Below are 14,590 nucleotides of genomic sequence, written 5' to 3'. Positions count from 1 at the left end.
TTGAATTTTTGCAATATTCACCGCATATTGATCCTTATGATTTATAAGTTATAAATCAGATTATATTTCTATATTAAGAGGATTTTCTCAATGATGCGGATTGGTTTGTTCTTGCTAACCAACCTCGCGGTACTGGTTGTAGCTGGCATTATTTTGTCACTCTTCGGTGTCGGTAGTTACCATGGCGCGGGTGGCTTGAATCTAGGCAACCTTTTAGTCGTCTGTTTCGTGTTTGGTATGGTTGGCTCTTTAGTGTCTCTGTTCATGTCGAAATGGATGGCGAAAAAAACAACTGGCACTGAACTTATTGACCCTAATGCTCCACGTAGCCAAGCAGAAGTTTGGTTGCTACAAACAGTTGCGGAATTGTCTCAACGCGCTGGTATTAATATGCCAGAAGTAGGTATTTTCCCATCTTACCAATCGAATGCCTTTGCAACAGGTTGGAATAAAAATGATGCGCTCGTTGCTGTTTCAACAGGTCTACTTGAGCGCATGAACAAAGATGAATTACGTGCAGTACTAGCTCACGAAATTGGTCACGTTGCTAATGGTGATATGGTCACGCTTGCATTGATTCAAGGTGTCGTCAACGCCTTTGTTATGTTCTTTGCTCGTGTTGTAGGTGATTTCATTGACCGTAATGTTTTCGGTCGTGAAGATGGTGAAGCACCTGGCTTAGCTTACTTCGGTATTACAATTGTTCTCGACATCGTCTTTGGTATTTTAGCTTCTGCCATCGTGATGTGGTTCTCACGCTACCGTGAATATCGTGCCGATGAAGCAGGTGCACGTTTAGCAGGTAAACAAGCCATGATTTCTGCCCTATTACGTCTTCAAGCAGAATCAGAGCTTCCTGATCAAATGCCAAAAGAAATGAAAGCGTTCTCTATTGCGGAAGGTAAAGAACAAGGTTTTAGCTTAGCAGCCTTATTCCAAACTCACCCATCAATTGAACAACGTGTAGCAGCCTTACAACAGTTAGACTGCGCATAAGTTTAAAGATTCAAAAAGCCTCCAATATGGAGGCTTTTTTATTAGATTAATCGGTTTAAGACCAGTTTTGATACCAAGACCATACCGCAGTAAATCCATACCAAGAGGCAACAAGCAGCAAAACAATCACCAGCAGACCAATCAAATCTGGAATATGTAGCCATAACCACGCAATGACAGGCTGGCGCCAAAAGGCTGAATGTTGCTGCTTCTGTTCTAACTTTTCATGTAAATATGGATGAACGACATGCGTCGTATCGCGGATCTGATATTCTTCCCGAATATGCTCATGTACGACATCGAGTGCTTTACGGCTTGGACGAATAAAAATATCAAATAGGGTTCCTGCTATAGGAATAAATCCCACTACCAAGTCCATTAGCGCCAGTTTATACACTATATTTAATTTATGTTGTGGTACACCAATCTGCTTGGCTTTATACACTGCATAACAGGTTAATGCAAAACCTGCGACATCCCCAGCCACGGGAATAGTCCCCAATGCAGCATCTGCACCTACGCCTTGTTTGGTAAATGGAATTCGAATCACTGAATCCATCAAATTGGCATATTTCGCTAAATCACGCTCTAAACGAATGACTTCTTGCGGTGTTTTTTTTGTAGCTGATGGCTGTGAAGGCATATGCATGTCGATAGGATGTTGATTTATCTACAGCTTAGATCATTTTGATCTTTAAAAAAGTAACAAAGGGTTATTCAATATTCCAGCAAACTGAATAACCGCTGTTCATTGATCTCAATGCTTTTCAGTATAAATATGGATGGTCCTATGCAGAAAACGATCAGCAGCATAAAGAACTATAACTGCTGTTGTTTATTTCCAAACATGGAGCGAATCAACACATACATAAAGGGGATAAAAATCAGTACCAAGACTGTCCCGAAAATCACACCGCCTAAGACACTAATACCGATTTCTTGACGACTTGCCGCCCCAGCACCAAAAGCAAACACCAAAGGAATCACCCCTGCACCAAAAGCCAAAGAAGTCATCAAAATCGGGCGTAAGCGCAAACTCGCCCCTTCCATGGCTGCTTGAATGATGGTAAGACCACGTGTTTGTGCGATAGAAGCAAATTCCACAATCAGAATGGCATTTTTACAGGACAGACCAATCGTGGTGAGTAAGGCGATCTGGAAATAAATGTCATTTGGAAAGCCCACAAAATAGCTAAAGAGAATATTTCCTCCAATGCCTAAAGGAATAGCACTCATCACCGCAGTGGGAATCGTCCAGCTCTCATACAGCGCAGCCAAACATAAAAAGATAAAACCAATCGAAATTAAATATAGCCATAAAGCCTGATGACTGGATTTTTGTTCTTCAAATGAAAGTCCACTCCATGCCAAGTCAATATCAGGCTGCTGCTCCACCAGTTTCTGAATATCGCCCATAGCGACACCAGAGCTAACATTCTTGGCTGTATCAGCTTCCATCTCTAAAGCGGTATAGCCCATAAAGCGTTTCACGACTTCTGGCCCACCGCCCCAATTCACGTTGGCAAAATTGGCAAATGACACCATCTGATTGGTATCATTGCGGACATACCATTGCTGCAAATCTTCAGGTTTGGACCGATATTCGGCATCCCCCTGCATCATCACACGTTTAACCCGCCCACGATCAATAAAATCATTCACATAAGAACCGCCCCACGCTGCCGATAAGGTACTATTAATCGCAGACTGAGATAAACCTAGAGCCATGGCTTGTTTTTGATCAATCTTGACTTGTAATTCAGCTTTGTCAGGGTTTGCCTTGTTATCCAGATTTTCAAAGCTCTTATATTGTTCCGAGGCAATTTGTAACTTTTTAAACTCTGAATCTAAGAATTGACGTCCATTGCCATTAATATCTCGAATCCAGAACTCTAAACCATCTGTCTGACCTAGCCCACTCACAGATGAAGGCATATTTACCATAATTTTGGCATTACGATTCTGACGGAAATGTTTGATTGCACGTTCACGAATTGCTTGAGCTGAATTGTGTTGATCTCTACGTTCGTCCCAATGTTTCAAGGCAATGAAACCTTGCCCTAAATTCTGTCCCGTTCCAGAGTAATTACGCCCATAACGCACCATCACCAAATTGACATTATCTTTTTCTTGACTCAAGAAATACTGTCGAATTTCCTCACCAACTTCGCGACTTTTGGACAGCGGTGCGCCATTAATCAGCTCAAATTGCACACTTAATATGCCCTGATCTTCACTCGGAATAAAACTGGTGGGCAAAGCACGATAAAACAAGGCAAATACGGCGATTAATGCAGTAAATATCACCAAACTGATGCGTTTATGGTTTATGGTCAATTGTGCGAGTTTAAGATAGTGTGTTTTTAACTGGTCTAACTTTTCATTGAACCACACTGCCCATTTTTTTTGCTTATTGCTGGGCTGCAAAATTAAAGCACAAAGGGCTGGCGTTAACACCAAAGCCACTATTAAGGAAAGCCCCATGACAGCCACTAAAGTGATGGAAAACTGACGGTAAATTACCCCAGTTGACCCACCAAAAAATGCCATCGGAATAAAGACTGCGGTAAGCACCAAAGTAATCCCAATTAAGGCGCCACTAATTTCCTGCATGGATTCAATAGCGGCATCTTTGGCAGATAAATGCTGTTCATGCATCAGACGCTCTACATTTTCAACCACCACAATCGCATCATCGACCAATAACCCGATGGCTAAAACCAAAGCAAATAGGGTTAAGGTATTAATGCTCATGCCTAAAACATACAGAATTGCCATGGTGCCCAAAAACACTACGGGTACAGTAATGGTGGGAATTAAAGTAGCGCGCCAATTCTGTAAAAACAGGAACATGACAATCACCACCAAAATGACTGCTTCAAGCAGCGTTTTGACAACTTCCTTAATCGACTCTTGTACAAAGGGTGTATTATCTCGCGGATAAACAATTTTATAGCCCGCAGGTAGTTTACTGGATAAGTGCTCAACTTCAGCCTTAATCAATGCAGAAGTTGCTAGGGCATTTGCCCCAGATGACAACGAAATCCCCATCCCCGCTGATGCAAAACCATTGATGGTGTTAAAAGATTGATAGTTTTCCGCACCAAGTTCAATACGCGCCACATCTTTTAAATAGACAAAACTACCATCACGGTTTGATTTCACAATGATCTGCTCAAATTCAGGCACTGTTTTGAGGCGTGATCCAGATGTGACTTTAGCATTTAGATATTGATTTTCAACTGTAGGTAAATCACCAATCCCCCCAGCAGCCACTTGAGTATTCTGCGCCTCTATTGCAGTCCTAATGTCTGATGGCATTAAATTATATTGCTTTAATTTTGTAGGATTGAGCCAAATACGCATCGCATATTGCGAACCAAATACATCGACCTCGCCCACCCCTTCAATTCGGGCAATATCTTGTTCCAAATGAGTCATCATATAATCAGACAACTCAATATTGTCACTACGACCAGAAGCATCGTACAAGCCAATCACCATATGGGTATCCCCCAGTGATTTATAGACATTTACGCCTTGGCGCTGTACATCTTCTGGTAATCGGCTGACGACACCATTAATTGCATTCTGAACTTGTACCTGCGCCGTGTCTGGATCTGTACCGTTTTCAAAACTGATGCTAATTCGGCTACGCCCAGAAGAATCACTACTGGAACTAAAATATAAAAGATGATCGATCCCTTTGATTTGTTGTTCTAAAATTTGTGTAACGCTTTCTTCCACGGTTTCGGCAGATGCACCAGTATAACTTGCACTTACAGTAATTCTTGGTGGCGCAATATCGGGATAACGTTCTACTGGCAAATTTAGAACGGCAAAAAGCCCCAAAGCCATCACAATAATTGCAAGTACACCCGCGAAAATGGGACGTTGTATAAAAAACTTAGACAACATAGGTCTGCGCCACTTATCAAGAAGAAGTAAAAAGGAAGATTCGGAAAACTAGCAAATTTATGTTGATATTCAATGACTCAACTTTAAAACACAATCATTATTAACATAGTTACGGATTTATTGTTCAATTATGGAGGAATTGTGAAGAGGTCATATTCAATCCCTCTCAAATTTATCTACGAGGACGAGAGCCAATCTTCTGATTCTGTAGGTTGATATTTCTTCAAATGCAACTTTACTTACTTTTTTTTAAAGGTTCTTCTCAAATTAAAAAAACAACATCATTGTCTAAATTGAATTGCCACTTTTGGCTCATTTGCATGTGGAAAATCCATGTTAAACTTTACAAGTTAGAGCGTGTTATTTTAAGCCCTCTTTAATATATTGCCGCTATTCTTAACTTATCTCAAACGACTTAATCCATCATGAGCGAATACTCTCCACTTAAAGGTAAAACTGGTTTTAAACGAATCTTTAATGCAACCAGCTATTCTATCGCTGGCTTTAAAGCCGCTTTTCAACATGAAGCCGCTTTTCGGCAAATTATTTATATCAATCTTGTTTTAATTCCAGTCACATTTTTTATTAATGTGAGCCGTAGTGAGCAAGCTATTCTTATCGCCGTTTGTTTGTTAGCAATTATTGTCGAACTTTTCAATTCAGCTTTGGAAGCTATTGTCGATCGTGTTTCTTTAGAACGACATCCGCTTTCTAAAAATGCCAAGGACATGGGTAGCGCAGCACAATTTGTTGCCTTAAGTATAATTGCCATCACTTGGTCACTTATTTTACTGGTTTAATTTTCACTTAAGACATCTCCTTAAAATCTGGCGCAAGCTTGCCAATCAGAGAAATAGCTCGACCTAACTTGGACAGGCACTTTAGGTAGAAATTTTGATATATGTCCATGCGGAACTGTAATAAGTATCAGTGAACATGCTATGGCAGTTGCCTCTAGCTTGTATTGATTAACAAATAGCGCGCAAATTTTGATTTCATGTTATGTAAGCTAATCGACGAGCTTTAAAAGCACTTATTACTTGATACAACCAATGTGACTCAATTAAAAATACAACTCCTTTTTATTCTACCAGCTACGGATGCTGCATTTTCTGTGAAGCATAGAAAAACAGTACGATAAAATGCTCTATATAATATTTTAACATTCTGTTTTTTATGACTTTTAAATCTTTTTATACTTCAATAGTAGCGGCAAAAATAAAAAATCCCCACATGAAGTGAGGATTTTTTTAAATGGGTCAGTTTGGACTGATAATTACATCATGCCGCCCATACCACCCATGCCACCCATATCAGGCATCGCAGGTTTGTCTTCTGGAATATCTGTGATCATGCATTCAGTTGTGAGCATTAGACCAGCAACAGAAGCAGCATGTTCAAGTGCAGAACGTGTTACTTTTGCAGGATCAAGGATACCCATTTCTAGCATGTCGCCATACTCAGAAGTTGCAGCGTTGTAACCGAAGTTACCTTCGCCATTTTTCACCGCGTTAATCACAACAGAAGGTTCATCACCCGCATTTGCAACAATTTGACGAAGTGGTGCTTCAATTGCACGACGAAGAATGTTGATACCTACATTTTGGTCATCATTCGCGCCAGTTACACCGTCAAGCGCAGTTGCAGCACGTACAAGTGCAACACCACCACCAGCAACTACACCTTCTTCAACCGCAGCACGCGTTGCATGTAATGCATCGTCAACACGGTCTTTCTTCTCTTTCATTTCAACTTCAGTTGCTGCACCAATTTTGATTACAGCCACACCGCCAGCTAATTTAGCAACGCGTTCTTGAAGTTTTTCTTTGTCGTATTCAGACGTAGATTCTTCAATTTGTGCACGGATTTGTTGAACACGCTCAGCGATTTGAGCAGCATTACCAGCACCATCCACAATCACAGTATTTTCTTTAGAAACCGTGATTTTGTGTGCAGTACCTAAATCTTGAAGAGAAGCTTGCTCTAAAGACATGCCTACTTCTTCAGAAATCACTGTCGCACCAGTTAAGATTGCGATGTCTTGAAGCATTGCTTTACGACGGTCACCAAAGCCAGGCGCTTTAACCGCACATACTTTAATAATGCCGCGCATGTTGTTCACAACAAGAGTAGCTAACGCCTCACCTTCAACATCTTCAGCGATGATTAAAAGCGGTTTGCCAGTTTTAGCAACTGCTTCTAAAACAGTAATCAATTCACGGATGTTGCTGATTTTCTTATCAACCAACAAGATGAACGGATTTTCCAATTCAGCAGTTAATGTATCTTGTTTGTTTGCAAAGTATGGAGAGATGTAACCACGGTCAAACTGCATACCTTCTACAACGTCAAGCGCATCTTCAAAGCCTGAACCTTCTTCAACAGTGATTACGCCTTCTTTACCAACGCGTTCCATTGCTTGCGCAATCAATTTACCTACTGTTTCATCAGAGTTTGCAGAGATCGAACCTACTTGCTCAATCGCTTTCGTATCAGATGCAGGTTTTGCAGTTGCTTTAATTTCAGCAACCAATGCTTTAACTGCAAGGTCGATACCACGTTTAAGATCCATTGGGTTCATACCTGCTGTTACAGATTTGATCCCTTCATTTAAGATTGCTTGAGCAAGTACGGTTGCAGTTGTTGTACCGTCACCTGCGATGTCGTTAGTTTTTGAAGACACTTCACGAACAAGTTGAGCACCCATGTTTTCAAACTTGTCTTTAAGTGAAATTTCTTTTGCAACAGTAACACCATCTTTAGTGATGTGCGGTGCACCGAAAGAACGGTCGATAACAACGTTACGACCTTTAGGGCCTAAAGTAACTTTTACAGCATCTGCAAGAACGTTAACGCCTGCAATCATTTTTGCGCGAGCTGAATCACCAAATTTTACATCTTTAGCTGACATTTATAGACTCCGAAATTTTTAATCTTTACCAATCTGATATTGAACGAGTAAGGACAGAATTAGCCTTCTAATACAGCTAAAATGTCAGACTCTTTCATGATAAGAAGTTCTTCACCTTGTACTTTTACAGTTGTACCTGCATAAGTACCGAACAATACTTTATCGCCAACTTTTACGTCTAAAGCGCGAACACCGTTGTCCGTAATTTGACCATTACCTACAGCAATAATTTCACCTTGTGCTGGTTTTTCTGCTGCAGAACCTGGCAATAAAATACCGCCAGCGGTTTTCGTTTCTTCTTCAACACGACGAATAACTACACGGTCATGTAATGGACGAATGTTGCTCATAAATAACTCCATCAGACTAAGTCTATTAAGATGACTGATGACGACTTATTTATTCCTTTGGTCATCATCAAAATGAATTTAGATGACACTTTTGTGGGGATGGAAAAGAACGCTTCAAGGGCTGCTTTAAAAAAAAAGCATCTTTTTTGTATTTTTTTTGGGCAATATGAATGATTCGTTGATTAATTCAGCAATTTATACCAATACAAATTCTAAATCTTGAAGGCTAAATTGATAATGTCGGACATCGGCCTGTGCATCAATCACATTAAAACTATTACTTAAAGCATGATGTAAACGATAAGACGTTGCTGTTCCTGCATGAATATCAAGCACAGGATGCTCAACACCCAAACGATATAAACAATTTAAATCGAATACAGCTGACTGGTGTAAATGCCCATGTAGCAGTGCCTTTAAACCACTTTTACTCCAAACATCTAGTGCCATACGTCCAAGTACAGGACAGTCTTTAATACCATGTGGATCTTCTGGTGATGTATAAAAAGGCTGATGTGCTGCAATAATTTTTATTTTATGTTGAGGTGCACGTTTTAAAATTTGATCAATCTGTTGAATTTGTTCTAAAGAAATATGCCCACGCGTATGATAACGTCGACGAATACTGTTCACGCCAATCACATAAAAATGCTCAGTTTCCAAGGTCATTTCCATATTGCCAAAAAACAATTGGTAACGGGTAAAGGGATTAAAAATACGGTCCCATAAATGGTACAGCGGAATATCATGGTTACCTGGCACGACCAAATAAGGGCAATTCAAGCTGTCGAGAAATTGTTTACAGTGAAAAAATTCCCTATAACGTGCACGCTGAGTAAGATCCCCACTCACGACCACCAGTTCAGGTCGTTGTTCACGACAAAACTGCTGAATTGCCGTAAGACATTCGGGGCGCTCCGTACCAAAATGCAAATCAGACAGATGTAACAACATAGGGCACCATTATGTTGACTGCATTTTTTTGTACAGTGATATGTAGTGGTGGACGCATTTCTACAATTTCACCATCAAGTGCAACCGTTAATTTTTCGCGTCGCGAAAAGACTTTGACATCATCTGCGGCAAAACTATACACATCAGGCGCTTGTTCTAATTCACCACGAATTAACTGTAATAACATCCGAAACAAGGTCAATTTATCACTTTTTGCAACCACGACACCTGCAACCTGTCCTTGCTCTGCACATTTGGCGATACGCAATTTCATTTCTGCTAACTGTAGTTGATTATTACCAAAAAAGATTAAAGGCGTTTTTACAGGATAGATTTTACCATCGACTTCCACCTCCAATTTCAACTCTTTACGATCTCGGATTAACACATCCAGACCCGAAGTGTAGGCATGTAAAGGGAAACGTCCAAACTTGGCATTATAAAGTTCACGACGTTGAATAAATAAAGGATATAAACCCAAACTGGCATTATTTAAGTAAATCTGGTCATTAATTTTAGCCACATGAATGGAGCGTATTTGCCCTGTAGCAATCACTTCTGCCGCTTGCATAATATCGATTGGAATATTTAAAACCCGAGCAACATAATTGAATGTCCCTAAAGGAAGAATACCTAAAGGGATGTTACTGCCCAATAGTGCTTTAGCAACTGCATTTAAAGTGCCATCACCACCAGCAGCAACAATAACACCTATACTCTCTGAAGATTGATGACGCTGGATAATGGATTGCATCAAAGTAGGAAAATCTTTTTTTTCACCCAACTCAAAAGCCTGAATTTCAAAACCTTGTTCAGTGAAATATGTTAGCAATTGCTCATAGACTTGTTCTTTATTGCTGGCATGAAAACCAGAGCGTGCATTGTAAATAATAGAAAGAGGTTTTAAAGTCATGCAAGCAATTCACTTCTATGAAGTATTTGCTCTAATTTTGTCCAATTTATCATCAATTAACAATGCCTTTATGCAAAATTCAAATTACAACCATTTATTTAATCAATAATAATTCTCATAAAAAAATTAGCTATAAATCACTGTAAATAAACAAAATAATTAAAATAAATGATACTCATAAACAAAATAAATATAGAAGCAATGTAAATTAAAAAAATATAAACAACTGATTTATATATAGAAAACTAAAGTCCAATACAAATTATCAATATCTACAAGTAGATAGGGGTGTCTTATTTTTTTCATCATTTTGTGCTTTAATACTGCCACTTTTTTTTACTTTCATCTAGGTAATCTGATTACTTAGATTGGACTTTGTACAAAATTTGTACACTTTTAAGATAGGCCTCACCATGACCCAAGTGAACGCACCAGAATTCGTTCGTCACCCTAAGCTTATTGCATGGGTTGAAGAAATTGCGAAATTAACCAAACCAGCAAAGATTGAATGGTGTGACGGCAGCGAAGAAGAATATCAACGTCTTATCGACTTGATGATCGCTAACGGCACTATGCAAGCTTTAAATCAAGAAAAACACCCTGGTTCTTATCTTGCAAATTCTGACCCTTCTGACGTTGCTCGTGTTGAAGGTCGTACATACATCTGCTCTGAAAAAGAAGAAGATGCTGGTGCGACAAACAACTGGGAAGCTCCTGCAGAAATGCGCGCTCGTTTAAATGGTTTATTTGACGGTGCTATGCAAGGTCGTACAATGTACGTTGTACCTTTTTCTATGGGTCCGTTGGGCAGTCACATTGCGCACATCGGTATCGAATTAACAGACTCTCCTTACGTTGCAGTAAGCATGTCTAAAATGGCACGTATGGGTAAAGCCGTTTATGACGTTCTTGGTACTGATGGCGAATATGTTCCTTGCGTACATACAGTAGGCGCTCCGCTTGCTGAAGGTGAGAAAGACGTTGCATGGCCATGCAACCCTGAAAAATATATCGTACATTATCCAGAAACTCGTGAAATTTGGTCATACGGTTCTGGCTACGGCGGCAATGCATTATTGGGTAAAAAATGCTTAGCTCTCCGTATTGCTTCTGCAATGGGCCGTGAACAAGGCTGGTTAGCTGAACACATGTTGATCCTTGGCGTAACGAATCCTCAAGGTGAGAAACACTACATCGCAGCAGCATTCCCTTCTGCTTGTGGTAAAACAAACTTTGCAATGTTGATTCCACCAGCTGGTTACGAAGGTTGGAAAATTGAAACTGTAGGTGATGATATTGCTTGGATTAAACCAGGTGAAGATGGTCGCTTATATGCAATTAACCCAGAAGCTGGTTTCTTCGGTGTTGCTCCTGGTACAAATACCAAGACTAACCCGAACTGTATGGCGACACTTCATAAAGACGTGATCTATACCAACGTTGCTGTGACTGACAATGGCGAAGTTTGGTGGGAAGGTCTTACTAAAGAAGCACCTACAAACCTAACTAACTGGAAAGGTCAACCTCACACAGGTACTGAAAAAGCGGCTCATCCAAATGCGCGCTTTACTGTTGCTGCAGGTCAATGCCCTTCTATTGATGCTGACTGGGAAAATCCAGCAGGTGTACCAATTTCTGCGTTCATCTTCGGTGGTCGCCGTGCAGACACAGTTCCATTAGTTTCAGAAGCATTTGACTGGGTTGATGGCGTATACAAAGCTGCAACTATGGGTTCTGAAACTACTGCAGCTGCTGTGGGCCAACAAGGTATTGTTCGTCGTGATCCATTTGCTATGCTTCCGTTCGCGGGCTACAACATGGCAGACTACTTCTCTCACTGGTTAGAACTTGGTGCAGAAGTTGAAGCAAAAGCAAAAGCTGCTGGTAACAAACTTCCAGGCATCTACAATGTAAACTGGTTCCGCCGTGATGCAGAAGGCAACTTCGTATGGCCTGGTTTCGGTCAAAACATGCGTGTGCTTGAGTGGATCATTGATCGTTGCGAAGGTCGTGCAAGCGCTGTTGAAACACCAATTGGCTTAGTACCAACTTACGAACAATTAAACTGGACAGGTTCTGATTTCACTAAAGAGCAGTTTGAACTTGTAACTTCTCAAGATAAAGATCAATGGATCAAAGAAATTGAGAGCCACACTGAATTGTTCAGCCAATTAGGTGACCGTCTTCCAGAAGCACTAAAAGTTCGTCAAAACCAACTTTTAGAAGCCGTTAAGCAATCAGCTTAAGTACAAAATAAGACTCAGAAAAAAGACCGTATAAACGGTCTTTTTTCTACCTATTTTATAAACTTTATAATTTTACAAAAACATAAAAGGGGAAATTCATGCTAAAAGCACTTACACTGACAACTTGCTTGTTTGGTCTATCTGGTCTTGCTCTAGCCAACACAGAAACAACAGAACAATCAGCCCTACGAATCTGTACCATCAAGGGTACGCCTGATTCTAGCCAGTTTCAGATTAAAAAACGCATTAAAGTCGCTAAAGGGACTTATGGAAGTGTAGAAGAACTCTACCCTCGCTTCGCAGAGCGTGCGCACCAAGTGGGCGGTAATGTGGTTATCAATTACAATGCTAGTCAAAGATTTGGTTTCTGGCCTTGGCGTATTGTACGTCCAGTTGTATGGGGTACAGCTGTTAAATGGAATACGCCTGTAAACTGCCAGCAAATTGGTGGTATCGAGATCTAAATGTAGAAAAGCCGCTTACGCGGCTTTTTTTTAGCAGCTAAATAACCAGCTTTTCCTTAGGTCAGAAGCCAATATAAATTCAAAGAATATTAAGCTGCTATTTCTTGTGCACGGCGCTTATGTAATTCAACCAGATATTCGTCCAATTGAGTAATCTGGTCTTGGCCAAATTTTAAATAAAGCTTAGTACGGCGTTTTAAAATATCTTCACTATTCACTGCCCATTCGTTAGCCACGAGATAGTTAACCTCCTGCTGGTATAACTCATGTCCAAAGTGCTGCCCAAGTGCAGAAATACTTTCACAACCATCCAACATTCTCCAAACACGCGAACCATAAGTATGTATCCAACGCTGCGCAAGTGATTGAGTTATACCTTGTACATGCTGTTGTAACTCTTCAACCAAACGAATCTCATCATAAAAATTTTCTCCGCCTGGTAACAGGGCTTTAGCAGTCCAATTCGGTTTTAATTTACTAAAAAAAGGCTTAAGTTGATGCATGGCAGATTCCGCCAATTTACGATAAGTCGTAAGCTTTCCCCCATACACTGAAAGCAATGGGGCATGCTGCTGTTGAGTCAACACCAAGGTATAATCGCGGGTCATAGCAGATGGATTATCAGATTCATCATCACACAGTGGACGTACACCTGAATAGGTCGCAATAATATCCTGACGGGTGAGTTGATGCTGAAAATGTGCATTCATGACCTGCAACAGATAATCAATTTCACTCTCTGTAATGTCTACTTGATCTGGATTACCTAAATAACGCTGATCTGTGGTACCAATTAAGGTGTATTCATCTAAGTATGGAATAGCAAAAACAATTCGTTGATCATCATTTTGCAAAATAAATGCCTTATCTCCCGCATAAATCTTCGGCACAATAATATGGCTACCTTGAATCAATCGAATACTATAAGAGGCCTTCATCTTCAAATCTTGCTGGATAAATTCAGTCACCCAAGGCCCTGCAGCATTGACCAATATTTTGGCACGTACCGTAAATGTACTCTGTGCATTTTGTAACTGTACCATCCACGTATTCTGCTCTGCCTGTGCAGTAATACAGCGTGTGCGTGTCTGTATACTTGCTCCATTTTCATGGGCTTGGATTGCATTCGCAATCACCAGACGCGCATCATCTACCGCACAATCTGAATACTCGAATCCTTTTACAATTTCAGGCTTAAATAGGCTGGTTTTCGGATCAAAATCCACCAAATTTGAACCTGCTAACTTTTCCCGCTTACCTAAATGATCATAGAAAAATAAACCTGTCCGAATGAGCCACGCAGGACGTAAATGTGGACGATGCGGCATAATAAATCGCATAGCACGAATAAGATGTGGCGCTTTGGCCATCAGCACTTCACGTTCCGCTAAAGCCTCTCGTACCAAGCGGAATTCTTTATGCTCCAAATAACGTAAACCACCATGAATTAATTTACTGCTAGCTGACGAGGTATGACTGGCTAAATCATCCTTTTCACATAACAAAACAGATAAACCTCGCCCTGCGGCATCAGCAGCAATCCCCACACCGTTGATTCCCCCACCGATAACCACTAGGTCATATGTATGATGTTGATCCATATTCAGGTTCCTCCTATTTTGCGCGCTTTAAGCACCTTTTATTTTGTTATTTAATTCTTTCTTCAATCCTAACAGAAAACCCAAATCACTATAGATTAATTGTCCAACCAAGACGGTTAAATTGAATTATTTTATCTCAAAAGCTTTTTTAAGCTTAACCATCTTCCAGATTTAACATCTGTCCAGCATTTATACGATTCATCGGCAAACATAGACTTAAGTGCGACGAATGTCTAA

Annotated in this window: 11 protein-coding genes; 4 read left to right on the top strand and 7 right to left on the bottom strand. The window is 40.3% G+C overall.

Annotated features, from left to right (window positions below):
* The first annotated feature begins 90 nt into the window (after nucleotides 1-90).
* Nucleotides 91-996: a protease HtpX gene (gene htpX / locus F4W09_RS00505; protein ID WP_016167021.1), complete on the top strand. Its 906-nt coding sequence runs from the start codon at nucleotides 91-93 to the stop codon at nucleotides 994-996.
* A 55-nt stretch (nucleotides 997-1,051) separates the two neighbouring features.
* Here the strand turns inward: htpX and F4W09_RS00500 are convergent, their stop codons facing one another.
* Nucleotides 1,052-1,639, bottom strand: coding sequence for a DUF4112 domain-containing protein (locus F4W09_RS00500; protein WP_151503691.1), 588 nt, complete (start codon nucleotides 1,637-1,639; stop codon nucleotides 1,052-1,054).
* 176 nt (nucleotides 1,640-1,815) lie between these two features.
* Nucleotides 1,816-4,914 carry a multidrug efflux RND transporter permease subunit gene (locus F4W09_RS00495; protein ID WP_151503690.1) on the bottom strand — a complete coding sequence of 1,033 codons (3,099 nt, stop codon included), beginning with the start codon at nucleotides 4,912-4,914 and terminating at the stop codon, nucleotides 1,816-1,818.
* A gap of 425 nt (nucleotides 4,915-5,339) precedes the next feature.
* On the opposite strand from F4W09_RS00495, the gene F4W09_RS00490 reads away from it, so the two are divergent.
* The gene (locus F4W09_RS00490) at nucleotides 5,340-5,714 is read left to right on the top strand and encodes a diacylglycerol kinase (RefSeq protein ID WP_151503689.1); all 375 of its coding nucleotides are present in this window, start codon (nucleotides 5,340-5,342) and stop codon (nucleotides 5,712-5,714) included.
* Between the two features lie 476 nt (nucleotides 5,715-6,190).
* On the opposite strand, the gene groL is transcribed toward F4W09_RS00490, so the two are convergent.
* The 4 genes from groL to F4W09_RS00470 all read right to left on the bottom strand — a co-directional run bounded on the left by groL (nucleotide 6,191) and on the right by F4W09_RS00470 (nucleotide 10,042).
* Nucleotides 6,191-7,825, bottom strand: a complete 1,635-nt coding sequence (gene groL / locus F4W09_RS00485; RefSeq protein WP_151503688.1) for a chaperonin GroEL — start codon at nucleotides 7,823-7,825, stop codon at nucleotides 6,191-6,193.
* A gap of 59 nt (nucleotides 7,826-7,884) precedes the next feature.
* Nucleotides 7,885-8,175: a co-chaperone GroES gene (locus F4W09_RS00480; RefSeq protein ID WP_016167026.1), complete on the bottom strand. Its 291-nt coding sequence runs from the start codon at nucleotides 8,173-8,175 to the stop codon at nucleotides 7,885-7,887.
* Between the two features lie 195 nt (nucleotides 8,176-8,370).
* Complete coding sequence (locus F4W09_RS00475) at nucleotides 8,371-9,129, bottom strand: metallophosphoesterase family protein (protein WP_016167027.1); 759 nt, start codon at nucleotides 9,127-9,129, stop codon at nucleotides 8,371-8,373.
* The gene (locus F4W09_RS00470) at nucleotides 9,110-10,042 is read right to left on the bottom strand and encodes a diacylglycerol/lipid kinase family protein (protein WP_016167028.1); all 933 of its coding nucleotides are present in this window, start codon (nucleotides 10,040-10,042) and stop codon (nucleotides 9,110-9,112) included. Before F4W09_RS00470 ends, F4W09_RS00475 begins: the two co-directional genes overlap by 20 nt.
* A gap of 413 nt (nucleotides 10,043-10,455) precedes the next feature.
* Here F4W09_RS00470 and F4W09_RS00465 point away from each other — a divergent pair, with 413 nt between their 5' ends.
* Both F4W09_RS00465 and F4W09_RS00460 read left to right on the top strand, forming a co-directional pair.
* On the top strand, nucleotides 10,456-12,288 hold the full coding sequence (locus tag F4W09_RS00465) for a phosphoenolpyruvate carboxykinase (GTP) (protein WP_016167029.1): 1,833 nt from the start codon (nucleotides 10,456-10,458) through the stop codon (nucleotides 12,286-12,288).
* A gap of 98 nt (nucleotides 12,289-12,386) precedes the next feature.
* A complete protein-coding gene (locus tag F4W09_RS00460; RefSeq protein ID WP_104441629.1) occupies nucleotides 12,387-12,752 on the top strand; it encodes a hypothetical protein in 366 nt (121 codons plus the stop codon).
* 89 nt (nucleotides 12,753-12,841) lie between these two features.
* Here the strand turns inward: F4W09_RS00460 and glpD are convergent, their stop codons facing one another.
* Nucleotides 12,842-14,353 carry a glycerol-3-phosphate dehydrogenase gene (gene glpD / locus F4W09_RS00455; protein ID WP_016167031.1) on the bottom strand — a complete coding sequence of 504 codons (1,512 nt, stop codon included), beginning with the start codon at nucleotides 14,351-14,353 and terminating at the stop codon, nucleotides 12,842-12,844.
* Between the last annotated feature and the right edge of the window lie 237 nt (nucleotides 14,354-14,590).

It is taken from the genome of Acinetobacter tandoii (assembly GCF_008867985.1).
In the GTDB taxonomy this organism is placed as follows: Bacteria; Pseudomonadota; Gammaproteobacteria; order Pseudomonadales; family Moraxellaceae; genus Acinetobacter; species Acinetobacter tandoii.
This window is presented reverse-complemented; position numbering and strand designations above follow the sequence as displayed.